A 21,354-nucleotide genomic window follows, 5' to 3' on the forward strand; every position below is an offset into this window, starting at 1 on the left:
CATATGTCTTTTCATGAGGTACGGTTTCCCGCATCGCTGAGCTTTGGGTCCATCGGGGGGCCAGAACGGCGCACCGAAGTTGTGACGCTGGCAAATGGGTTTGAGGAACGCAACGCGCCCTGGGCCCATTCACGTCGCCGCTATGATGCGGGGATGGGGCTGCGGTCATTGGATGATGTAGAAGCGCTGGTTGCGTTTTTTGAGGCCCGCCAAGGCAAGCTGTTTGGATTCCGCTGGAAAGACTGGAGCGATTTCAAATCCTGTCTGCCCAATGGTGACATCACCGGCGAAGACCAGTTCATCGCCTATGGGGACGAAATCCAAGATGTGTTTCAGTTGGTGAAAACCTATCGCTCGGGGGAATACACCTATGAGCGTCCCATCAAGAAACCGGTTGAGGGTTCCGTTCAGATCACGGTGGGGGATGATCCGCGCCAAGTGGGGGTGGATTATGAGATCGACCATGACACTGGCATCGTGACATTTAATCACCCACCTGATGTGGGCGCTGAAATTCGCGCAGGGTTCGAATTTGACGTGCCGGTGCGGTTTGATACCGATATGATCCAAAGCTCGGTTTCCAATTTTCAGGCTGGCGAAGTGCCGGATGTGCCTGTGATTGAGGTGCGGGTATGAGCCGGGACGCATTAGAGGCGCATCTGCAAACGGGTGTCACAAATGTCTGTCGGTGCTGGGCTGTGATCCGCACGGATGGCGATGTGCTGGGGTTTACGGATCATGACGGTGATCTTAGCTTTGATGGGATCACGTTTCGGGCGGAAACCGGGCTGACACCGATGGCGATCAGTCACACAACCGGCCTGTCGGTGGACAATAGCGAAGCCTTGGGCGCGCTGACAGATAGCGCGCTGACCGAAGACGACATCGAAGCGGGTCGGTTTGATGGCGCTGAGGTCAAGTCGTGGCTGGTGAATTGGCAAGACACACAAGAGCGCCTGTTACGGTTTCGCGGCACGATCGGTGAAATCCGCCGGACAGGCGGTGCCTTTAATGCTGAATTGCGGGGTTTGACCGAAGCGTTGAACCAAGTGCAGGGGCGGGTTTATCAAAAACTCTGCGGGGCTGTTCTGGGGGACGGGCAATGTGGCTTTGATCTGACCACGCCGGGGTTCAGCTATGATCTGACCTTGGTGGCGGTGACAGATGCACAAGTGTTCCATGTCGCGCAGGACATGTCATCAGAACATTGGTTTGAACGTGGTCAGCTAAAGGTTCTGACGGGCGATGCGCAAGGACTGTCCGGATTGATCAAACATGATCGGTTTGATGATGACGGAATGCGCGTGATTGAATTATGGCAACCGCTGGGGGCAGATGTGACAGCAGGAGATACGGTGCGCGTCACTGCTGGCTGTGATCGACGGTCCGAAACCTGTCAAAACCGATTTAGCAATTTGCTGAACTTTCGTGGGTTCCCGGATATTCCGGGCGAAGATTGGCTGATGCGGGTTCCGGTCAAGGCGGGCAATAACACTGGCGGTAGCCGCCGGTGAGCGCCGCAGATGTCCCGAACATCCCGGGTCACGCAGCGGTTCTGATCGCCCGGCAATGGTTGGGCACGCCATATCGGCATCAGGCGGCGACGTTGGGGGCTGGATGTGACTGTTTGGGGTTATTGCGTGGGGTATGGCGCAGCCTATATGGCCAAGAGCCAGAAGCGATCCCCAATTACAGCCCGGATTGGTCAGAACCACAGGGCCAAGAGCGCCTGATGGCGGCGGCCTTGCTTCACTTACAGCGACAAACCGGGGCGGATGCGTCTGGGGATGTGTTGTTGTTCCGTATGCGGGCCGGGTCGGTGGCAAAACATCTGGGGATCGCGGCCCAAATGGGGGCGTCTCCTACTTTTATTCATTCCTATTCAGGTCACGGCGTCGTGGAAAGCCCACTGACATCGGCCTGGGGGCGGCGTATCGCGGCCCGTTTCGTATTTCCGTAAAGGGGGCCTGAACAATGGCGACGATAGTTCTTTCTGCTGCAGGTATGGCGCTGGGCGCGTCTGTTGGGGGCACGGCCCTTGGATTGTCTGCTGCGACCATTGGTCGTGCAATTGGCGCCAGTGTCGGTCGGGTGATTGATCAACGCCTGCTTGGGGCGGGCAGTGAAACGATTGAAACCGGGCAGGTGGATCGGTTTCGGCTGACCGGCGCCAGCGAAGGCACCGCGATCCCACGTCTATATGGGCGTGTGCGGGTCGGCGGGCAGGTCATCTGGGCGACCGAGTTTCTGGAAACCAAAACCAAACATGGCGGCAGCGGCAAAGGTGGGCCGCCCAAACCGACGACGGTCGAATATTCCTATTCGGTCAGCGTTGCGATTGCCCTATGCGAAGGCGAAATAACCCGCGTCGGCCGTGTCTGGGCAGATGGGCGCGAAGTGTCCCCCGATGATCTGAATATGCGGGTCTATGCGGGCAGTGAAGACCAGATGCCAGACCCCAAAATGGAAGCGGTCGAAGGTGCGGGCAACGTGCCTGCCTATCGTGGCACCGCCTATGTGGTGTTAGAAGACCTGGACCTTGGCCAGTTTGGCAATCGTGTGCCGCAATTCACCTTTGAGGTCAGCCGCCCCGCGCAGCCAGACCTAGAAGACGAAACCGCAGATATGACCCGCATGGTCAAAGCGGTGGCCTTGATGCCGGGAACCGGGGAATATGCCTTGGCAACCACTCCGGTGCATATCACCCGTGAATTTGGCGAACAGGCCGTCACAAACGTCAATTCCGCATCCGGCAAATCTGATTTGCAGACTTCGTTGGATCATCTGGACGAAGAGCTGCCAGATTGCGGGTCGGTGTCGATGATTGTGTCATGGTTCGGGGATGATTTGCGGGCGGATCAATGTACGCTACGCCCCAAGGTGGAACAAACCACAGCCGACGGCAATGAAATGCCGTGGCGTGTGTCGGGTTTGACCCGTGCCGGGGCGCAGAACGTTCCTGTGGTGGATGATCGCGTGATCTATGGGGGCACCCCTGCGGATCAATCCGTGGTTGAGGCGCTGATAGATATTGCCGATCGCGGCAAAAAGGCGGTGTTTTATCCGTTTATCCTGATGGATCAGTTGGACGGCAATGGGTTGATCAATCCGTGGACTGGGCAGGCCGGGCAACCGCATCTGCCATGGCGCGGGCGGATCACGTTGTCTGCGGCGCCGGGACAGGTCGGAACGCCTGATCGCACAGCTGCGGCCGCCGCCGAAGTGGCTGCGTTCTTTGGGACGGCTGCACCTGCGGATTTCACCCAAGCGGGCAACACCGTGACCTATAGTGGACCGAATGAATGGTCCTATCGGCGGTTCATCCTGCATTATGCGCATTTATGTGCCATGGCGGGGGGCGTGGATGCGTTCTGTATCGGGTCAGAAATGCGATCCCTGACGCAAATTCGCGGCGCTGGCGACAGTTTCCCTGCTGTGGATGCCATGATCCAGTTGGCGGCAGATGTGCGCGGTATTCTAGGCCCCAGCACCAAAATTGGCTATGCTGCGGATTGGTCCGAATATCACGGTTATCAACCCGGTGGCGCCAACAAATATTTCCATCTGGATCCGCTCTGGGCGGATGACAATATCGATTTCATCGGGATCGACAATTACATGCCGCTCTCGGATTGGCGGGATGGGCTGGACCATGCAGATGTTGATGCCCGTTCAATCTATAATCTGGATTACCTGCGTGCCAATGTGGCCGGGGGGGAAGGCTATGATTGGTATTACCATTCCCCAGAATCCCGCGCGGCGCAAATCCGCACGCCCATCACCGATAGTGAAGGTGAGGAATGGATTTGGCGCTATAAGGATATTCAGAACTGGTGGGGGCAATATCACCACAATCGCATCGATGGTGTGCGGGACACATTGCCCACGATCTGGGAACCGGGCAGCAAACCGATCTGGTTTACCGAACTGGGATGTGCTGCGATCGACAAAGGCACAAACGAGCCGAACAAATTCCTTGATCCGAAATCATCCGAAAGTTCGGTGCCGCATTATTCCAATGGTATCCGGGATGATTTTATCCAGATGCAATATCTGCGGGCGGTGCATCAACACTACGCCGACGTGGGGAACAATCCCATTTCGCTGACGTATGGTGGTCCCATGGTCGATATGAGCCGCGCCCATGTCTGGGCGTGGGATGCGCGTCCACATCCGTTTTTCCCAGTGTCCCAAGATATCTGGTCGGATGGGGAAAACTATGCGCGCGGGCATTGGATCACGGGCCGATCTGCGGCACGTCCTTTGGCATCGGTTGTTGCTGAAATCTGCGAAAAGGCCGGTGTGGCGGATTATGATACATCCCGGCTGTTTGGATTGGTCAAAGGGTATCTGCATGAACGGGTCGGAACGGCGCGCTCTGCGTTGCAGCCGTTGATGTTGGCCCATGGGTTTGATGTTGTGGACCGCGACGGCGCGCTGCATTTCATAACCCGAACCGGTATGCCCGACGCGACATTGGAATTTGACGATCTGGCTGTGCCTGACGACGTCGAGGGTGACATTGAATTCACCCGCTCAGCAGAGGCAGAAATGGCCGGGCGTGTGCGTCTGAACTATGTTGCAGGGGACGGCGATTACGAAGTGGCCACCAGCGAAGCCTCACTGGCTGATGATGCGGCTTATAATGTGTCGCAATCCGAATTGCCGATTGTCATGTCACGTGGCGAAGGGCAGGGCGTCGTTGAACGCTGGCTCGCCGAAGCCCGCGTGGCACGGGATGGGGTCCGTTTCGCATTGCCGCCATCCATGTCCCATCTGGGGGCCGGGGATGTGGTGCGCATCCAAACCGATCAGGGGGGCGGAATTTTCCGGATGGATCGCGTGGAACAAGCCATGCAGATGGAAATCGAAGCTGTAGGGGTGGAACCCGAAGTGTACCGCGCCCACAACACCGCAGAGGTTTACGCGCCGTTACAGACGCAGGCACAGGCCGTGCCCGTCGAAGGCGTGTTCCTCGATTTGCCATTGATGACCGGGGATGAGGTTCCACATGCGCCACATGTCGGATTTACCAGCAAACCATGGCCGGGATCTGTTGCGCTTTATTCCTCGACGCAGGATGCAAATTATGCGGTGAACACGATTGCGGACCAATCTGCCATTGTTGGGATCACCGAAACCGAACTGGTTCGGGCCGCTCCGGGAATATGGGATCGAGGGCCTGCATTGCGGGTAAAACTGGTCCGTGGCGCGTTGCTGGGGGTGACCCCGGAACAGATTTTGTCTGGGGCCAATTTGGCGGCGATTGGGGATGGGACGCCTGAAAACTGGGAATTGTTCCAATTTACGAATGCCGATCTGGTCGCGCCCGACACCTATGAACTGACACTGCGTTTGCGGGGGCAGGCGGGCAGTGATGGGATCATGCCCGATCAATGGCCGGTTGGGTCTTTGTTTGTGCTGATGGATGATGCCATGTCGCAGATTGGGCTGAATACAGCCGCGCGCGGGGTTTTGCAGCATTACCGCTATGGCCCCTCTCAACGGGCGCTGGGTGATGCAACCTATCGGTATCGCGCCGAGGCGTTCCGTGGCGCTGGGCTGCGCCCTTATGCGGTGGCGCATCTGAGGGCGAAACCCAATGGGGCGGACACTGATCTGACTTGGATCCGGCGCACGCGTCTGGACGGTGACAGCTGGGATGGATTTGACGTGCCATTGGGCGAAGCGGTGGAACGCTATCAGGTTAAAGTGTTTCAATCCGGAACGTTGGTGCGTGACGACGTGATCACCACACCAAACTGGACCTACAGCGCCGCCCAAAAGGCCAGTGATGGCATCAGCGGACCCTATCACGTCCAAGTGGCGCAGCTGTCTGAAAGCTTTGGACCGGGACCGTTCAAAGGCCTCGATCTGGATGGCTAACGCGCTGGGCATGCGGGCTTTGTTGCCGGGTGATCTGGATTTTGCGGTGCGGGCGGTTTTGCCGATCGCCCCCCCAGATCGCCCGGCCATGGTGCGCCAACTGATCCAACAGGCCCGTCTGGCAGAGGCACATCGTCGCCAAACGGGCAGGGCGCATCCCAAATTCGGCACAGGGTCCCTCATGTCAGCGGCCAGCAAATGGCCCCTGACACCGTTGCCACATCACTATGACCTTGCCTATTTGGCCGCTCTGCAAACCACTACGCAGGTGCTGATCCAACAGCTCAGTGAGGGCAATCCAGACCAACATTAGCGATGCGATTGCGTTTTTTTCGTTAGGTTTCTGGGTCTTGCCCCGATTGAAATGCAAAATATCACATAAATTCATCACGGTTTTGTAAGGGTTTGGGTTGCATCTTGGCGTTTGGGGGCTATCTGCTATAGGCTCCTTAGGGAAGATTGCAGCAGGGACCCGTCATGGCTCAACTCAATTCAAATGTCGCAAAGCTTGACCCAGTTTGGGCGCGTATTCGGTCAGAAGCAGAAGACGCGATCGCAAATGAACCGTTGATGGGGGGCATGTTTCACTCTGTTATCCTGCATCACAATTCATTTGAACGCGCTCTGGCTTACCGTCTGGCGATGAAGCTGGAATCAGATGAAATGCCTGCGCAGATCCTGCGGGAAATCGCGGACGAAGCCTATGCGATTGAACCCAACCTGCCAGCGGCGGGGCGTGCGGATCTGGTGGCGATTTTTGAACGTGACCCGGCCTGCCATCGCTATATGCAACCGCTGTTGTTTTTCAAAGGATACCAAGCCGTTCAAGCCTATCGGCTGGGGCATTGGCTGTGGAAACAGGGCCGGCACGATCTGGCATATTTCCTGCAAATGCGGGTCAGTGAAACCTTTGGCGTCGATATTCACCCCGCAGCGCGGATCGGCAAAGGTCTGATGATTGACCACGCCCATTCGATTGTGATCGGGGAAACGGCTGTGGTGGGCGACAATGTGTCGATGCTGCATTCCGTGACCTTGGGCGGGACCGGCAAAGAAGAAGAAGACCGTCACCCAAAGATCGGCAATGGGGTCTTGATCGGGGCAGGGGCCAAAGTGCTGGGCAATATCCGCATCGGCAATTGCAGCCGTGTGGCCGCAGGGTCGGTTGTGTTGATCGAAGTGCCTGATTGCAAAACCGTCGCCGGTGTTCCTGCGAAAATTGTGGGTGAAGCAGGCTGTGATCAGCCCGCTATGTCGATGAACCAATTGGTGCAAACGGCCCCCGCTGGCAAAGAAAGCCCAGAGACAAGCACACCAGGAACGGACGCCCCAGAAACAGGCGCCCCAGAAACAGGCACCCCGGATAGCGGCGCTCAGGACAGCTGATCAAAGGCTTCCATGGCCTTGGCACCGTACATGTAGCCGGGGCCGCCATTCATCACCACAACGACATTAATGGTCTCTGCTATCTCGTCGCGTGTCGCACCGGCGCGGATCGCGGCTTTGACGTGGAACCCGATGCAATCATTGCATTGTTTCGATATTCCGATGGCCAAAGCCTGCAATTCTTTGTGTTTCGTACTCAGCGCCCCATCCGCCATGGCGGCGTCATGCAACGCGCCAAATCCTTTGGCCACGTCTGATTGCTGTGCGCGCAGGGGTTTTAGCAACGCCCCGGTATGAGACAAGGCAGATTTCCAGTCCATTACATGTTCCTTTTGTGATGTTTTACAAGACATAGACCGGCCGCACAGAGCATGGATTGAGCCAGATCAATCCATGCCTTCAGGCGCTGTGAATTTGTTCCTCAGCAGGCGGATTTCTCAGATGGCCAACCTGTCGCCACCGTTTGAAAATCGCCCCTAGCGACATCACAATGTAAAACCCCTGGATCATCGCGGCACTCAGATTGAAATCCACCCACAAACTGGCCATCACGCAGGTTGATGCCAGCAAAACCATCACAAAATAGAGCGGCGAGGCAGAGTTTAACCGCCCCGTGCAAAGCCCATAAAACCCCGCCACATAGATCAGAAACCCGATCACACCGATGGCCCGGAACAATGTATTTAAGTCAAGTATATCAATGGGGTAGTAGGCCATAATGCCCCCCGGAATAGGAAAGAAAGTTTGATAAAAGTCTGGTTCGTTTTAATGAGCAGACCCTAGCAAAACCGCACCAAAGCCAAAAGTCAGACTTTCCTGACCTTAGGAAACAGCCCTGAAACGACAAAGGCCGCCCCAAACGGGACGGCCTTTGCTTTGAGTTTAAGGGAATGCTTAGGCAAGCATAGTCATCGGGCTTTCAAGGTTGTCCTTGATCGCGTTCAACAGGTTCGACCCCAATGCGCCGTCGATCACGCGGTGGTCAACGGACATGGTCACAGACATCACCGTGGCCACAGCCAGTTCGCCATCTGCGCCAACCACTGGTTTCTTGACCCCGGCGCCCACGGCCAGAATGCCGGAATGCGGTGGGTTCACGATGGCGTCGAAATTGTCGATGCCAAACATCCCAAGGTTTGAGATTGCAAAGGAACCGCCCTGATATTCATGGGGTGCCAATTTGCGATCCCGGGCGCGTCCGGCCAGGTCTTTCATCTGGGCAGACAGCGTCGACAAGGATTTTGTATCCGCATCCTGCAACACAGGTGTGAACAGACCGCCTTCGATGGCGACGGCCACCGCCACATCAGAGGATTTCATCTGCAGCACCCGATCCCCGGCCCAAACGGCGTTGGCTTCGGGGTTGGATTGCAGTGCAAGTGCGCAGGCCTTGATGATAAAATCATTCACGGACAGTTTGATACCGCGTGGTTCCAGCTGTTTGTTCAACTGGCTGCGGAATTTCAGCAACGCATCCAGATTGATGTCTTTGCGCAGATAGAAATGCGGGATGGTTTGTTTGGCTTCGGTCAGGCGAGCGGCGATGGTTTTGCGCATACCGTCCAGGCTGACTTCTTCGAAGTCGCGACCTTCGTACATCTTTAGCACCGTTTCCGTCGACGGACCTGCTGGCATAGCGCCGGCTGGGGCTGCGGATTTGGCGGCAGGTGCCGCTGCGGCCGCAGGTGATGCAGACGGTGCCGTTGCAGTGGCGCCTTCGACGTCAGCCTTTACGATGCGGCCATGTGGTCCCGACCCGGTGATCTGGGTCAAATCCAAGCCTTTGTCCGCCGCAATGCGACGCGCCAAAGGTGTGGCAAACAAACGTGACCCATCCGCGGCAGCGGGGGCAGAGGTTGGGGCAGCCTTATCGGAGCCCCCTGCGGGGGCCACCTCTGCGGCTGCGGGGGCGCTTGCGGCTGGGGCGGCAGCTGGGGCTGCAATGTCAGACACGCTTTCGCCGTCTTCCAGCAACACGGCGATGGGGGTGTTCACGGCCACGCCTTCGCTGCCTTCTGCGATCAGGATTTTACCGATCACACCTTCGTCCACGGCTTCGAATTCCATGGTGGCTTTGTCGGTTTCAATCTCGGCCAGCAAATCGCCGGATTCAACGGTGTCGCCTTCTTTGACCAGCCATTTGGCCAATGTGCCTTCCTCCATGGTGGGGGACAGGGCGGGCATCAGGATTTCTGTTGGCATATCTGTCTCTCCTACCGGTAGGTCACTTGTTTCACGGCAGCGACAACGTCGTCCGTGGTCACAAGTGCCAGTTTTTCAAGATTGGCCGCATAGGGCATTGGCACGTCTTTGCCAGCGCAATTGATCACAGGGGCGTCCAGATAATCAAAGGCACGTTCCATGATGGTTGCGGACAAATGGTTGCCGATGGACCCCACAGGGAAGCCTTCTTCGACAGTGACACAGCGGTTGGTTTTCATAACCGAAGCCAGCACAGTGTCATAATCAATCGGACGCAGGGTGCGCAGATCGATCACTTCGGCATCCACGCCTTCGCCCGCCAGCTGTTCTGCCGCTGCCATGGCATATTGCATACCAATCCCAAAGGACACGATGGTGACGTCATTGCCGGGGCGCGCGATGCGGGCCTTGCCAAAGGGAATGGTGAAATCATCCAGAACCGGCACGTCAAATGTGCGGCCATACAGGATTTCATTTTCAAGGAAAATCACCGGGTTATTGTCCCGGATCGCGGTTTTCATCAGACCTTTGGCATCCGCAGCCGTGTAAGGCATAACAACCTTCAGACCCGGAATTTGCGCATACCAAGCGGCATAATCCTGGCTGTGTTGCGCGCCAACGCGGGCCGCTGCACCGTTTGGACCACGAAACACCATAGGTGCCCCCATCTGACCACCGGACATATACAATGTCTTGGCGGCTGAGTTGATGATCTGGTCAATCGCCTGCATGGCAAAGTTGAAGGTCATAAATTCAACGATTGGGCGCAAACCACCAAAGGCCGCCCCGACACCGATCCCGGCAAAGCCATGTTCGGTAATGGGCGTGTCGATGATGCGTTTAGAGCCAAATTCGTCCAGCAGACCCTGGGACACTTTGTAAGCGCCCTGATATTCTGCCACTTCTTCGCCCATCAGGAACACAGTTTCGTCGCGGCGCATTTCTTCGGCCATGGCGTCGCGGATCGCTTCGCGCACGGTCTGGGTTTTCATTTCGGTGCCTTCGGGCCAATCCGCAGATGCGTTGGACACAGGCGCAGCCGGGGCCGCCGCAACCGGGGTGGCGGGCGCAGCGGAGCTGTCTGCGACAGCCGCCGCATTGCCCGCTTTGGCGTCTGGGGCTGCGGTTTCGGGAATGGCAGAAGCGTCTTCGCCGTCTTCCAGCAACACGGCGATGGGGGTGTTCACCGCAACGCCTTCGCTGCCTTCTGCGATCAGGATTTTGCCGATCACACCTTCGTCGACCGCTTCGAATTCCATCGTCGCTTTGTCGGTTTCGATCTCAGCCATAATGTCGCCAGACTGGACGGTGTCGCCCTCTTTGACGAGCCATTTGGCCAATGTGCCTTCCTCCATGGTGGGGGACAGGGCGGGCATTAGAATTTCAGTAGCCATGATGATGTCCCTCTTAGGCGTAAATATCTGTCCAGAGCTCTTCGACAGCCGGTTCCGGGCTTTCTTTCGAAAAGTCTGCACTTTCGTTGACGATGGCTTTGATCTCTTTGTCGATCGCCTTCAGATCATCCTCGGATGCATGTTTGCCGGTCAGCAACAGCGACCGGACCGCTTCGATCGGATCGCGTTCTTCGCGCATTTTCTGCACTTCTTCGCGGGTACGATATTTGGCCGGATCAGACATGGAATGGCCACGGTAACGGTATGTTTTCACTTCCAGAATGTAGGGACCTTTGCCTGCACGACAATGGGCCACAGCTTTCTCAGATGCGGCTTTGACGGCCAGAACATCCATGCCGTCAACCGCTTCGCCTTTGATGCCAAACGCATTGCCGCGTTCATAGATTTCGGCCGAGGACGTAGACCGCGCCTGGGCGGTGCCCATCGCATATTGGTTGTTCTCGATTACAAAAATCACCGGCAAATCCCACAGGGCTGCCATGTTAAATGTCTCGTAAACTTGGCCTTGGTTCGCCGCGCCGTCCCCGAAATAGGTAAAGGTCACATTGTCATTGCCGGCATATTTGTCGGAAAACGCCAGACCCGCACCCAATGGCACCTGTGCGCCCACGATGCCATGGCCACCGTAGAAATGCTTCTCTTTGCTAAACATATGCATCGAGCCGCCTTTGCCTTTGGAGTAACCTCCTTCACGCCCGGTCAGCTCGGCCATCACCCCTTTGGGGTCCATGCCGCAGGCCAACATATGGCCGTGGTCACGATAGGATGTGATCCGTTTGTCGCCCTCTTTGGTGGCGGCTTCTAGGCCGACAACCACGGCTTCTTGTCCGATATACAGGTGGCAGAACCCCCCAATCAAACCCATTCCATATAATTGACCGGCCTTTTCTTCAAAACGACGGATCAAAAGCATGTCACGATAATAAGAGAGCAGCTCGTCTTTCGACACATTGGGTTTGCTACTGGCTTTTCTGGCGGCCATCAGGTCCTCCTCCTTGGGCAAAACAGATCGCTAAATAGATAGTTTAGCTTTAAACTATTCTTACAGGAGGTCGATTTAAAATTCCATTGCTAATTAACCTTGGGTCGCGCACGCAGCGCAATCCGTCCATGCGTTGAGCGAATATCAAGGTTAACGCCCCCAAAGGACCCACCATGGATCACGGTGAATTTGTGTTTGGTCAAAACGGGTTAGGGGGGATCAAAATTGTAAACGCAGTTGGATCGCAGATTTGGCGATGGACCGAATGCCGACCCGTTGCGGTGCAATTTTAGAAAAAAGCGCGACGCATTGCGATGCAAAGGCATCAAAAATCGCAAAAGAAGAACGTCGTGGTGATCAGAATCTGATCAGCGGATGACAACTTCGTCTGACCGGATCAACCCCAGTACATCGCGCGCGCGTTCATCCAGCAGGTCCAGATCCAGAAACTGATCAGACAGGCGGCGGGTCAGATTTTCCATCCGCGCCACATCTTGTTGTAATATCGCCAATTCAAGCCGTAACGCACGCGCCTCCGCTTCGACCTCGGCACGACGAAACACGCCGTAATCCCCCTGCACAGCGGCAAAGGAAAAATAGGACCCTAATATCACGGCCCCACCAAGGAAGAAGAGAGCGCCCAAAGCCGGGCTCTTACGCGTCGTCATTTTACTGCCTCATCCCGGTCTAACGCCGGTTAACAAGAGATTCGCATATTTGATTCGGCTTGTGAATCCCCAAAATTACTTTTCTTGTAATTTCAGGCGCTTATTTGCCTATCGCTGGACATAATCGACGATGCGCGACAAGGTGGCGGGGAAAACCGGGGGAAACAGCATGTTAGATTCAGGCCAAATTGCGAGTTATGCGACAAAGATTTGGCACCCGATGCCTCTGAGGCGCGTATTTGCAGCTATGAATGCACCTATTGCGCAGACTGCGTTGACCGGGTGCTGCACAATGTCTGCCCAACCTGCGGGGGCGGCTTTGCCCCACGCCCCATACGCCCCAAAACCGCGTTTCGTGACACGCATAAACTGGGGCTGGGCCACCATCCGGCCAGCGCAACTCGGGTGCATTCCAAGTTCAGCGCACAGGACATCGCCGCCCATGTGGCCCGGATCAAAGACATCCCGCCCAATCAGCGTTAGATCATCGGATCATAAGCCCATTGCAGCAGCGCCTGACGTTGGCGCGGGCGGCAAAAGATATCGCCGGGATGGCAATTGGCGCGAATTTGACCTGCGTGACGGGCAAAACCGCGCCAACGTTTGATCTGAATTGCATCAATATCTGGCAAACGGCGTCCCATGTAATAGCGGCAATACCACTGAAACCAGCCCCGCGGATCGGGCCCAAAGATCCAGCCTTTGTCGCGCCAAACCGACAGGGGCTGGCGGCTTTTGACGCCAAAATAGTTGAGCGAAACATCCGGGACGTCGCTGATTTTTGCCGCGTCAAACCAATCGGCAGGAAATTCTGCGGTGCAGTCGTTTAGGTATTTGCCTTCGAACACCCCCATCGCTAACATTTGTGAGGGGCTGTGAAACGGGGTGAAATCCGCGTCAAAATCCTGACCCATAGGGGCGGTACGTGTATAGGAGTAACCGGTTTGAAACCGGTCCTGCACCTGAATGGTCTTGTGAGGGTTCATAAGGGCATCAGATCGCAAATGGGTACAATTGCAATGATATTCTAACGTCAGGTATGAAAAAGGCGCCCGCAGGCGCCTTGATCCGGTGGCATCTGTTTCGCGGCTTAGCCCGCGATAGATGCCTGATAAATCTGGTCAATTGTGTCTGCGATCATGGTGTCAAATTCAGCGTCGCTTTGCTGGGCAGACAGACCTTCGGTCAGGGCACGGCTAAAGCTGGCGATCATGCCAGTGTTTTGGGACAAACGCGCATTGGCCTCGGCGCGGGAATAGCCGCCTGACAGGGCCACAACTTTCATCACGCGCGGATGTTTGATCAATGGCAGATAAAGGTTGGCCTGTTCCGGCAATGTCAGTTTCAGCATCACATCTTGATCGTCGGGCAGGGCGTTCAATTGCGCCAGGATGGCATCACGCAGCATCACTTCGGTCTCAGCTTTGTCAGCAATGGTGATGGTCACTTCTGGTTCCAGAATTGGGATCAGACCCTTGGCATTAATCCGCGCGCCGATTTCGAATTGCTGCGCAACGATGGCGTTGACACCGTCCGCATTGGCCGCAGAAATCACCGACCGCATCTTGGTGCCAAAAATGCCATTGGCCACGGCGCGATCCAGAACGGCATCCAGTTCCGGCATCGGTTTCATCAATTGTACGCCGTTTGCTTCGGCTTCCAGACCTTTGTCGACCTTCAGGAATGGTACAACGCCGCGTTTTTCCCAGATATACTGCGCGGAAGGCATGCCGTCGATGGTGCGATCCATGGTCATTTCAAACAGGATCGCCCCGACAACTTTGTCCCCGGTAAAGGCAGGTGCTTTGACGATACGGGTCCGCATATCGTGGATCAGGCCGAACATTTCATCGTCGCCATCATAAGCCGTTTCATCGACACCATAGAGCCGCAGCGCCTTGGGGGTGGAACCACCGGATTGATCCAGTGCAGCAATGAAACCCTGTCCAGCACGGATGAGATTGATTTGATCTTGGTTTGGCATGTGTCGATTCCACTCTATGACTAAAAGAAAAGCGCCCCTCTTCAGGGGCGCTTCTAAGACAGGGGCGGGCGGGCCGCAAATATGGTTGCGCTAACAGTGGTTTAATTCACTGCTCAAACTTAAGAAAGTGCCAAAACACCGGGCAATTCCTTGCCTTCCATCCATTCCAGGAACGCGCCACCCGCGGTTGAGATATAGGTAAAGTGATCCGCAGCACCGGCTTTGTTCAGCGCGGCAACCGTATCACCGCCCCCGGCGACCGACACCAGCGACCCGGCTTTGGTCAGGTCTGCGGCCTTTTGTGCTGCGGCATTGGTGGCCGCATCAAAGGGTTCTATTTCAAACGCGCCAAGCGGGCCGTTCCAGACCAGCGTGTTGGCCGCGTCCAACGCAGTCGCGATCGCCGCCACGGATGCGGGACCGGCGTCCAAAATCATCGCATCGTCCGGGCAAGCCGTAACATCCACGGTTTCATTGGCGGCATTTGCGGCGAATTCGCGCGCCACAACCACATCTGAGGGCAGCAAAATGGTGCAGCCTGCGGCCTCGGCCTTGGCCATGATGTCGCGGGCCGTATCAGCCAGATCATGTTCACACAGGGATTTGCCCACATTGATGCCTTGCGCGGCCAGGAATGTGTTGGCCATGCCACCACCGATCACCAGCGTGTCAACTTTGGCGACCAGATTGCCCAGCAGGTCCAGCTTGGACGACACTTTGGCGCCGCCCACCACCGCCACAACCGGACGGTTCGGCGTGCCAAGTGCGGCTTCGAGCGCGCTGAGTTCGGCCTGCATCAGGCGACCGGCACAATTTGGCAGCAGACGTGCGACGCCTTCGGTGCTGGCATGGGCGCGGTGCGCGGCCGAAAAGGCGTCGTTACAATAAACGTCGCCCAACGTGGCCAGAAAACCGGCCATTTTCGGGTCATTGTCGGTTTCCATGGCGCTGAACCGGGTGTTTTCCACCAAAACAACCGCATCGCCGGGCAGGGCGTCAATCATGTCGCGCGATGGGCGTTCGATGAATGTCACCGATGTGCCAAACGCGGCCTCTAGGGATGGCACCAGCGGGGATAGGGACATTTCCGGCACATATTGGCCTTTGGGGCGACCGAAATGGGCCAACAGAATGGGCGAGCCACCTTTGGCCAGAATGTCTTTGATTGTGGGGACAATGCGGTCAATCCGGGTTGTGTCGGTCACAACACCGTTTTCCATCGGCACGTTGATATCCACACGGGTCAGCACACGTTTGCCATTCAAGTCCATATCATCAAGGGATTTCCAGCTCATTATGCTCTCCTAAAATCGGGCAAAAATTCGGGTTGGCCCCTGTTTCGGCGCAAATTCCCGCCACGTCAACAGGCCCGTCTTGGCAATCGGGTCGGCAATGCGTAGGTTCACGCCAAATTTAATCTGAAAGGACAGCTTGTGGCTGACATCAAAGATCCCGAAAACACCATCCTGCTGGAACTCAAAGGTGGCACCGTCACCATCGAATTGCTGCCTGATGTGGCCCCCGGCCATTGTGACCGCATGAAGGAATTGGCCCGCTCTGGTGCCTATGACAATGTGGCCTTTCATCGGGTGATCGACGGCTTTATGGCCCAGACTGGCGATGTGGCCAACGGAAATATGGAAAAAGATTTCAACATCCGCGCGGCGGGCACAGGCGGGTCCGATCTGCCGAACCTGAAGGCGGAGTTTTCCAATATCCCACATGCGCGTGGCTCCATCGGCGCGGCACGTTCGGGCGATCCCAACTCGGCCAATTCTCAGTTCTTCATTAACTTTAACGACAATGATTTCCTGAACGGCCAATACACCGTTTACGGCCAAGTCATCGAAGGCATGGAACATGTTGATGCAATCGTGCGGGGCGAGCCACCTGCGAACCCGGATCGGATGATTTCGATGAAAGTCGCCGCAGATGCATAAGCTGGCGGCAGCTTTGGTTCTGGCGGCAGCTCCGGCTGTCGCAGACGAACCCGGCCCCTATCTGGACATCACCGTGTCCGGGCAGGCCAATGGCGTCATCACCATTGATCTAAACGAAGAAGTCGCCCCCGGTCACACTGCGCAATTGGTCGCGCTGGCCGAAGAGGGCAAATATGACAACGTGGTGTTTCACCGCGTGATCGAAGGCTTCATGGCGCAGACAGGTGATGTGCAATTCGGGATTTTGGGCCAAGACATGCGTCGCGCCGGGATGGGATCGTCAGATCGTCCCGATCTGGCGGCGGAATTTTCCGACATCCCGTTTGATCGCGGCATGGTGGGCATGGCCCGGTCGCAAAACCCGGATTCCGGCAATTCGCAGTTCTTTATCATGTTCGATGACGGCCATTTCCTGAATGGTCAGTACACGATCATCGGCAAAGTCACCGAAGGCATGGATATCGTTGACACAATCAAGCTGGGCGAAGGCCGTAACGGCGCTGTGATCGGCGAACCGGATGTGATGACATCCGTGGTTGTGCGCGCGCAATAATCCACAAAATTCACCCGATCCCGCCCATACCGGCGGGGCCGGGCAAACTTTGCCAAAGGGCGGCCGGTCATGACTTATTCCCGTATTTCTGTGGCGGCGACATGTGTGTGCTGGTTGCTGTGCCTTTGTCTATTGACCACGCCCGGCCTGATCTATTGGCTGTTTCAGATCCCCGCCCATGACAGTGCTGATTTTCTGGCCAAACGGGCCGCGATGCTGTTTCTGGGGCTTGGTGTTATGACATTTCTCAGCCGCCAATCGAACAATTCTGAAACCCAGCGCATCCTGTCTGCTGGCATGATGGCAGGGATGAGCGGGCTGGCGATGCTGGGTCTGTTTGAATATCTGCGCGGGATGGCGGGGCCGGGGATGTGGTTGGCGATCTGCGCCGAGCTCGGCTTTGTCATGGCCTATCTGCGGGTTTATCGCCGCGCCTCACAGGCATAAACACTGCTCACATCTGCGCGAGGGGGCTATGCGGCCTGTCAATTCCCTGCCACCGTTTCCCCAACGGAGGATTATGCATGCAGAGCCTATTCAAAACGATCAGCTGCGCCGCGATTGTGGCCTTAACACTGACCACCGCCCCCCAAAGCGCATCCGCCAATCCGGAATTTTGGGCCAATGAATGGCCCAATACCGATTTTGAACAGACCAGCGTTGCCTCTTGGCGGGAAATTCTGTCGGGCGGCCCCCCCAAAGACGGCATCCCGGCCATTGATAATCCGCAATTTGTGCTGATTGGCGAAGAAGGTGACATTGGAGAGCGCGAACCTGTCATCACCGTCGAAATCGAAGGCGAAATCCCACGGGCCTATCCAATCCGCTATTTGACATGGCATGAAATCGTCAACGATCAGATCGGTGATCTGCCGGTCGCAGTGACATTCTGTCCTTTGTGCAATTCGGGCATCACCTTTGACCGGCGGGTCGGGGATCAGGTGCTGAGCTTTGGCGTGTCGGGCAAATTGCGCAATTCGGACATGGTGATGTATGACCGCGAAACCGAAAGCTGGTGGCAGCAGGCCATCGGCACATCGATTGTCGGCGAATTGAACGGAACCGAATTGCAAAGCCTGCCCAGCTGGATGGAAAGCTGGGCCGAGTTCAAAGCCCGCAATCCCGAAGGCATCGTGATGACCAAACCGGTGGGCTATAACCGGGCCTATGGGCACAATCCGTATGTGCGCTATGATTCATCCCAGCGGCCGTTTTTGTATTCCGGTGAATTGCCGCCCCATGACATTCCTGCCCTCGCACGGGTTGTGCGCGTCGGGGATCGAGCTTGGCCGATGACACGTTTGTCTGAACAGGGGCAAGTGTCAGAATCCGGCGTGGTTCTAAGCTGGAACGCGGGGCAAGCGTCGGCGCTGGACGGCGAAAGCATCGCCCAATCACGGGATGTGGGCACCGTGCGTGTGCGCGACGCGGCGGGCAATGATCTGCCGCATGATGTGATGTTTGCCTTTGCGTTTCACGCCTTTTGGCCCGACGGGATTTGGATGTTGGACCAGTAAGGGTTGATTGGTTAAGTGCCGCAAAATGTACGTGAAACCACCTCAGACGGCACCGGTGGCTGGGTAAAACCATCCGCCAGATCAGAGCGGTCAAACGGGTGCGTGACCACGGATAGCAATGTGTGAAAGGGGGTATAATCCCCTTCCACCGCCGCTTGGATCACAGCCTCGATTTGATGCAGGCGCGGCACGACAATTGGGTTTGTGATCCGCATCTGATCCAGGTTCGGGACTTGGTCCATCCAACGTACGCGCCAGGCGTCAAATACAGCACGATCGATGAATTGGTCGCGGTCCGTATCCCTGCCCAAATTTGCAAATACATTTGTGAAATCAGCCGCGTCTTTGTCCATCAATGCAAGCAGATCCTGCGCCAATTGATCGCTGGCTTCGCTCGGCGCGATGCCCAATTTGGCAGCAAAACGCTTGCGCCATTCAGTTTCGTAAATGGCAGGAAAACCGTTAACAATTTCGGTGAAATCTTCGATGGCGCGGTCCTGATCCGGCATCAAAGGGATCAACGCAGTGGCCAGTTGCGCAATGTTCCAAACAGCGATCCGGGGCTGGTTGCCATAGGCATACCGCCCCCGTTGATCAATCGACGAAAACACCTGCATCGCGTGATAATCATCCATAAAGGCGCAAGGGCCGTAATCGATGGTTTCCCCGGCAATTTGCGCATTGTCTGTGTTCATCACACCATGGATAAATCCAACCGACATCCAGCCCGCGATCAATTGCGCCTGCCGTGTCATGATCTGTTTCAGTAAATCAGAGGGCGACGTCGCATCTGGGTAATGTCGTTCAATAACATGATCATAGAGCGCCCGCAGCGCCACCAGTTCATTGCGCGCCGCAAAATATTGAAACGTACCAATTCGGATATGACTGGCCGCGATACGTGTCACGATGCCACCGGGATACCCGATTTCGCGTTGCACCCGATCCCCGGTTGCCACAGCCGCCAAGGCCCGTGTTGTGGGGACGCTTAGCGCGAACATGGCCTCTGACATCAAATATTCACGCAGCACCGGACCCAGCCAAGCCCGGCCATCCCCATTGCGCGAATAGGGGGTACGCCCCGATCCTTTGAGTTGGAGATCAAACCGACCTGCCGGACCGTTAACCTCTCCTAATAAGACGGCGCGACCATCGCCCAATTGTGGGTTCCAATGGCCAAATTGATGCCCGGCATAGGCCTGCGCGATCGGAGTTGCGCCATTTGGAATAATATTGCCAGAAAAAACCTGCGCCAGATCGCTTTCTGTGTCTTGTGTGATGCCCAGCTGCGTCGCCAGCTCTGCGTTCCAGATGATCAGGCTGGGATTGGATACCGGTTCAGGCACTTGATGTGAATACATCTGATCGGGCAGACGTGTATATGAATTATCAAATGGGATTTTGATAGCCATTACAACGATTTGCTCATTAGATGATAGCCGTCCCGGATTGAAAACCCATTGCGCTGATAAAGCCGGATTGTGGCTTGATCTTCGGTTGCGACCTCTAGATGCAAGGCGCGCACGCCGCCTTGGGACAGGGCCTTGCTTAGGGCCAATAACGCCTCAGTTGCCAATCCACGTCCACGTACGGATGGGCGAATAAACAATTCGTCAACAAATGCATCGATGCCGCCAAACTCAACTGACCAGCCAAATGTGATCACAACATACCCAACCGGAGCGCGCGCCGGGCCCATCAAATAGACGGCCCCCAATGGCGATCCATCCAGCAATGGTTTTATCGCGGCTTCGCGGTGGTCTTCTTCGCTGGCAATGCCGATTTCTTCGTGAAACCGGGCGACCAGAGGCAAAATTCGGGGTAAATCGTCAGGGGAACATAGATGCATTGCGGTCATAGGCGGGCCAGCCTTTCGGTGAGCAGGGTGTAAAATCGGTCCGCATCCACATCGCCAACAAAATAGGTATTGGCCGGGCGATCCGTCACCCGCCACCAATCGGCGACGGTCATGCCGCGGGTCAAATCGGACTGGACTTCAATTTCGACATTGATGTTGCGCCCGGTGAACAATGTGGGGTCAATCAGATAGGCAATGGTGCAGGGGTCATGCAGGGGCGCGCCCGCCGATCCGTATTTTTCCATATCAAACCGTTCAAAGAAATGCGTCCACGCGGCGACCATGCGGCCCACTTCGGTCTTGAGGGCGGCAAACGCATCCACGCGGTCCTGTGTGGTCAGCACTTTGTGTGTGACGTCCAGCGGCATCGCGGTGATTGGAACCCCGGATTTAAACACGATATCAGCGGCTTCTGGGTCGACGTAAATGTTGAATTCCGCCGCCGGAGTGACATTGCCAACCTCAAAGTAAGCCCCGCCCATCAGCACAATTTCCTGCACTTTTTCGATGATATCGGGGGCCTTTGAAAAGGCTTCTCCGATGTTTGTAAGCGGCCCGATTGGCACCAATGTGACCGTTCCCGCCGGATGTGCGCGCAGGGTTTCGATGATGAAATCAACACCGTGCTGTTCCTGCAAAGGCATGGTCGGATCCACCATCGGGGGACCATCCAAACCCGTTTTGCCATGCACATTCTCAGCCGTAACCAAGGTACGACCCATTGGTTTGTCACAGCCCGCGAACACTTTGACATCCGCGCGATTGGCCAATTCACAGACAATGCGGGCGTTTTTCTGCGTCAATTCCAGCGGAACGTTACCGGCCACGGCTGTAATCCCCAACAAATCGATGTCCTCAGGGCTGCCAAGCGCCAACAAAATGGCAACGGCATCGTCCTGTCCCGGATCGGTATCGATGATAATTTTACGCGGGGCCATATATTGCTCTCCAAAGCCTGCTTTG

Annotated in this window: 23 protein-coding genes; 11 read left to right on the forward strand and 12 right to left on the reverse strand. The window is 56.2% G+C overall.

From position 1 onward, the window contains the following. Nucleotides 1-3: 3 nt before the first annotated feature. From AB1F12_RS07060 to cysE, 6 genes are all read left to right on the forward strand, one after another. Complete coding sequence (locus AB1F12_RS07060) at nucleotides 4-636, forward strand: TIGR02217 family protein (RefSeq protein WP_368187669.1); 633 nt, start codon at nucleotides 4-6, stop codon at nucleotides 634-636. Continuing rightward, nucleotides 633-1,514: a DUF2163 domain-containing protein gene (locus AB1F12_RS07065; protein WP_368187672.1), complete on the forward strand. Its 882-nt coding sequence runs from the start codon at nucleotides 633-635 to the stop codon at nucleotides 1,512-1,514. The genes AB1F12_RS07060 and AB1F12_RS07065 overlap by 4 nt, the downstream gene beginning before the upstream one ends. Further along, on the forward strand, nucleotides 1,511-1,960 hold the full coding sequence (locus tag AB1F12_RS07070; RefSeq protein WP_368187673.1) for a peptidase: 450 nt from the start codon (nucleotides 1,511-1,513) through the stop codon (nucleotides 1,958-1,960). The genes AB1F12_RS07065 and AB1F12_RS07070 overlap by 4 nt, the downstream gene beginning before the upstream one ends. A 14-nt stretch (nucleotides 1,961-1,974) precedes the next feature. Next, nucleotides 1,975-5,886: a glycoside hydrolase TIM-barrel-like domain-containing protein gene (locus AB1F12_RS07075; RefSeq protein WP_368187674.1), complete on the forward strand. Its 3,912-nt coding sequence runs from the start codon at nucleotides 1,975-1,977 to the stop codon at nucleotides 5,884-5,886. Then, on the forward strand, nucleotides 5,879-6,199 hold the full coding sequence (locus AB1F12_RS07080; RefSeq protein WP_368187676.1) for a hypothetical protein: 321 nt from the start codon (nucleotides 5,879-5,881) through the stop codon (nucleotides 6,197-6,199). Before AB1F12_RS07075 ends, AB1F12_RS07080 begins: the two co-directional genes overlap by 8 nt. A 164-nt stretch (nucleotides 6,200-6,363) precedes the next feature. Then, nucleotides 6,364-7,272, forward strand: coding sequence for a serine O-acetyltransferase (gene cysE, locus AB1F12_RS07085; protein WP_368187678.1), 909 nt, complete (start codon nucleotides 6,364-6,366; stop codon nucleotides 7,270-7,272). Here the strand turns inward: cysE and AB1F12_RS07090 are convergent. The 6 genes from AB1F12_RS07090 to AB1F12_RS07115 form a co-directional block, all read right to left on the reverse strand. Continuing rightward, nucleotides 7,260-7,592 carry a carboxymuconolactone decarboxylase family protein gene (locus AB1F12_RS07090; RefSeq protein ID WP_368187679.1) on the reverse strand — a complete coding sequence of 111 codons (333 nt, stop codon included), beginning with the start codon at nucleotides 7,590-7,592 and terminating at the stop codon, nucleotides 7,260-7,262. The genes cysE and AB1F12_RS07090 overlap by 13 nt on opposite strands. A gap of 79 nt (nucleotides 7,593-7,671) precedes the next feature. After that, nucleotides 7,672-7,989, reverse strand: a complete 318-nt coding sequence (locus AB1F12_RS07095) for a hypothetical protein (RefSeq protein WP_368187681.1) — start codon at nucleotides 7,987-7,989, stop codon at nucleotides 7,672-7,674. A gap of 177 nt (nucleotides 7,990-8,166) precedes the next feature. Beyond that, complete coding sequence (locus AB1F12_RS07100; RefSeq protein ID WP_368187683.1) at nucleotides 8,167-9,474, reverse strand: pyruvate dehydrogenase complex dihydrolipoamide acetyltransferase; 1,308 nt, start codon at nucleotides 9,472-9,474, stop codon at nucleotides 8,167-8,169. An 11-nt stretch (nucleotides 9,475-9,485) separates the two neighbouring features. Then, nucleotides 9,486-10,868: a pyruvate dehydrogenase complex E1 component subunit beta gene (locus tag AB1F12_RS07105; protein ID WP_368187684.1), complete on the reverse strand. Its 1,383-nt coding sequence runs from the start codon at nucleotides 10,866-10,868 to the stop codon at nucleotides 9,486-9,488. A 13-nt stretch (nucleotides 10,869-10,881) separates the two neighbouring features. Further along, nucleotides 10,882-11,871, reverse strand: coding sequence for a pyruvate dehydrogenase (acetyl-transferring) E1 component subunit alpha (pdhA, locus tag AB1F12_RS07110; RefSeq protein WP_368187685.1), 990 nt, complete (start codon nucleotides 11,869-11,871; stop codon nucleotides 10,882-10,884). 368 nt (nucleotides 11,872-12,239) lie between these two features. After that, entirely contained in the window at nucleotides 12,240-12,539 is a 300-nt protein-coding gene (locus AB1F12_RS07115; protein WP_368187687.1) for a septum formation initiator family protein, read from the reverse strand. Between the two features lie 210 nt (nucleotides 12,540-12,749). Between AB1F12_RS07115 and AB1F12_RS07120 the strand changes: the two genes are divergently transcribed. Continuing rightward, complete coding sequence (locus tag AB1F12_RS07120; RefSeq protein ID WP_368187689.1) at nucleotides 12,750-13,022, forward strand: DUF1272 domain-containing protein; 273 nt, start codon at nucleotides 12,750-12,752, stop codon at nucleotides 13,020-13,022. Here AB1F12_RS07120 and AB1F12_RS07125 read toward each other — a convergent pair. From AB1F12_RS07125 to pgk, 3 genes are all read right to left on the reverse strand, one after another. After that, the gene (locus tag AB1F12_RS07125) at nucleotides 13,019-13,525 is read right to left on the reverse strand and encodes a hypothetical protein (protein ID WP_368187690.1); all 507 of its coding nucleotides are present in this window, start codon (nucleotides 13,523-13,525) and stop codon (nucleotides 13,019-13,021) included. The genes AB1F12_RS07120 and AB1F12_RS07125 overlap by 4 nt on opposite strands. A 104-nt stretch (nucleotides 13,526-13,629) precedes the next feature. Then, the gene (locus AB1F12_RS07130; RefSeq protein ID WP_368187691.1) at nucleotides 13,630-14,523 is read right to left on the reverse strand and encodes a fructose bisphosphate aldolase; all 894 of its coding nucleotides are present in this window, start codon (nucleotides 14,521-14,523) and stop codon (nucleotides 13,630-13,632) included. A gap of 119 nt (nucleotides 14,524-14,642) precedes the next feature. Then, nucleotides 14,643-15,818 (reverse strand): phosphoglycerate kinase, encoded by a 1,176-nt coding sequence (gene pgk / locus AB1F12_RS07135; protein ID WP_368187693.1) that lies wholly within the window; start codon nucleotides 15,816-15,818, stop codon nucleotides 14,643-14,645. A gap of 138 nt (nucleotides 15,819-15,956) precedes the next feature. On the opposite strand from pgk, the gene AB1F12_RS07140 reads away from it, so the two are divergent. From AB1F12_RS07140 to AB1F12_RS07155, 4 genes are all read left to right on the forward strand, one after another. Next, a complete protein-coding gene (locus AB1F12_RS07140; RefSeq protein WP_368187695.1) occupies nucleotides 15,957-16,463 on the forward strand; it encodes a peptidylprolyl isomerase in 507 nt (168 codons plus the stop codon). Further along, complete coding sequence (locus AB1F12_RS07145; RefSeq protein ID WP_368187697.1) at nucleotides 16,456-17,016, forward strand: peptidylprolyl isomerase; 561 nt, start codon at nucleotides 16,456-16,458, stop codon at nucleotides 17,014-17,016. Before AB1F12_RS07140 ends, AB1F12_RS07145 begins: the two co-directional genes overlap by 8 nt. 69 nt (nucleotides 17,017-17,085) lie before the next feature. Next, on the forward strand, nucleotides 17,086-17,463 hold the full coding sequence (locus tag AB1F12_RS07150; RefSeq protein ID WP_368187699.1) for a hypothetical protein: 378 nt from the start codon (nucleotides 17,086-17,088) through the stop codon (nucleotides 17,461-17,463). 77 nt (nucleotides 17,464-17,540) lie between these two features. Beyond that, nucleotides 17,541-18,533 (forward strand): DUF3179 domain-containing protein, encoded by a 993-nt coding sequence (locus AB1F12_RS07155; RefSeq protein WP_368187700.1) that lies wholly within the window; start codon nucleotides 17,541-17,543, stop codon nucleotides 18,531-18,533. Nucleotides 18,534-18,544: 11 nt separating this feature from the next. Here the strand turns inward: AB1F12_RS07155 and AB1F12_RS07160 are convergent, their stop codons facing one another. Genes AB1F12_RS07160 through AB1F12_RS07170 form a run of 3 tightly spaced genes read right to left on the reverse strand, consistent with a single transcriptional unit; the run spans nucleotide 18,545 to nucleotide 21,329 of the window. Then, the gene (locus tag AB1F12_RS07160) at nucleotides 18,545-19,945 is read right to left on the reverse strand and encodes a YdiU family protein (RefSeq protein ID WP_368187701.1); all 1,401 of its coding nucleotides are present in this window, start codon (nucleotides 19,943-19,945) and stop codon (nucleotides 18,545-18,547) included. Next, entirely contained in the window at nucleotides 19,945-20,391 is a 447-nt protein-coding gene (locus AB1F12_RS07165; RefSeq protein ID WP_368187702.1) for a GNAT family N-acetyltransferase, read from the reverse strand. The genes AB1F12_RS07160 and AB1F12_RS07165 overlap by 1 nt, the downstream gene beginning before the upstream one ends. After that, nucleotides 20,388-21,329 carry a nucleoside hydrolase gene (locus tag AB1F12_RS07170; RefSeq protein WP_368187704.1) on the reverse strand — a complete coding sequence of 314 codons (942 nt, stop codon included), beginning with the start codon at nucleotides 21,327-21,329 and terminating at the stop codon, nucleotides 20,388-20,390. Before AB1F12_RS07170 ends, AB1F12_RS07165 begins: the two co-directional genes overlap by 4 nt. Nucleotides 21,330-21,354 lie beyond the last annotated feature (25 nt).

Origin of the sequence: Aestuariibius sp. HNIBRBA575 (genome assembly GCF_040932005.1) — a bacterium.
Classification (GTDB): Bacteria; Pseudomonadota; Alphaproteobacteria; order Rhodobacterales; family Rhodobacteraceae; genus CANLNM01.

Coding starts and splice junctions, on each gene's coding strand:
- AB1F12_RS07150 (WP_368187699.1), top strand. CDS start 17,086: ATGACTTATTCCCGTATTTCTGTGGCGGCGACATGTGTGTGCTGGTTG.
- AB1F12_RS07170 (WP_368187704.1), bottom strand. CDS start 21,329: ATGGCCCCGCGTAAAATTATCATCGATACCGATCCGGGACAGGACGAT.
- pdhA (WP_368187685.1), bottom strand. CDS start 11,871: ATGGCCGCCAGAAAAGCCAGTAGCAAACCCAATGTGTCGAAAGACGAG.
- AB1F12_RS07090 (WP_368187679.1), bottom strand. CDS start 7,592: ATGGACTGGAAATCTGCCTTGTCTCATACCGGGGCGTTGCTAAAACCC.
- AB1F12_RS07105 (WP_368187684.1), bottom strand. CDS start 10,868: ATGGCTACTGAAATTCTAATGCCCGCCCTGTCCCCCACCATGGAGGAA.
- AB1F12_RS07115 (WP_368187687.1), bottom strand. CDS start 12,539: ATGACGACGCGTAAGAGCCCGGCTTTGGGCGCTCTCTTCTTCCTTGGT.
- cysE (WP_368187678.1), top strand. CDS start 6,364: ATGGCTCAACTCAATTCAAATGTCGCAAAGCTTGACCCAGTTTGGGCG.
- AB1F12_RS07060 (WP_368187669.1), top strand. CDS start 4: ATGTCTTTTCATGAGGTACGGTTTCCCGCATCGCTGAGCTTTGGGTCC.
- AB1F12_RS07125 (WP_368187690.1), bottom strand. CDS start 13,525: ATGAACCCTCACAAGACCATTCAGGTGCAGGACCGGTTTCAAACCGGT.
- pgk (WP_368187693.1), bottom strand. CDS start 15,818: ATGAGCTGGAAATCCCTTGATGATATGGACTTGAATGGCAAACGTGTG.
- AB1F12_RS07065 (WP_368187672.1), top strand. CDS start 633: ATGAGCCGGGACGCATTAGAGGCGCATCTGCAAACGGGTGTCACAAAT.
- AB1F12_RS07080 (WP_368187676.1), top strand. CDS start 5,879: ATGGCTAACGCGCTGGGCATGCGGGCTTTGTTGCCGGGTGATCTGGAT.
- AB1F12_RS07075 (WP_368187674.1), top strand. CDS start 1,975: ATGGCGACGATAGTTCTTTCTGCTGCAGGTATGGCGCTGGGCGCGTCT.
- AB1F12_RS07160 (WP_368187701.1), bottom strand. CDS start 19,945: ATGGCTATCAAAATCCCATTTGATAATTCATATACACGTCTGCCCGAT.
- AB1F12_RS07145 (WP_368187697.1), top strand. CDS start 16,456: ATGCATAAGCTGGCGGCAGCTTTGGTTCTGGCGGCAGCTCCGGCTGTC.
- AB1F12_RS07130 (WP_368187691.1), bottom strand. CDS start 14,523: ATGCCAAACCAAGATCAAATCAATCTCATCCGTGCTGGACAGGGTTTC.
- AB1F12_RS07095 (WP_368187681.1), bottom strand. CDS start 7,989: ATGGCCTACTACCCCATTGATATACTTGACTTAAATACATTGTTCCGG.
- AB1F12_RS07100 (WP_368187683.1), bottom strand. CDS start 9,474: ATGCCAACAGAAATCCTGATGCCCGCCCTGTCCCCCACCATGGAGGAA.
- AB1F12_RS07155 (WP_368187700.1), top strand. CDS start 17,541: ATGCAGAGCCTATTCAAAACGATCAGCTGCGCCGCGATTGTGGCCTTA.
- AB1F12_RS07165 (WP_368187702.1), bottom strand. CDS start 20,391: ATGACCGCAATGCATCTATGTTCCCCTGACGATTTACCCCGAATTTTG.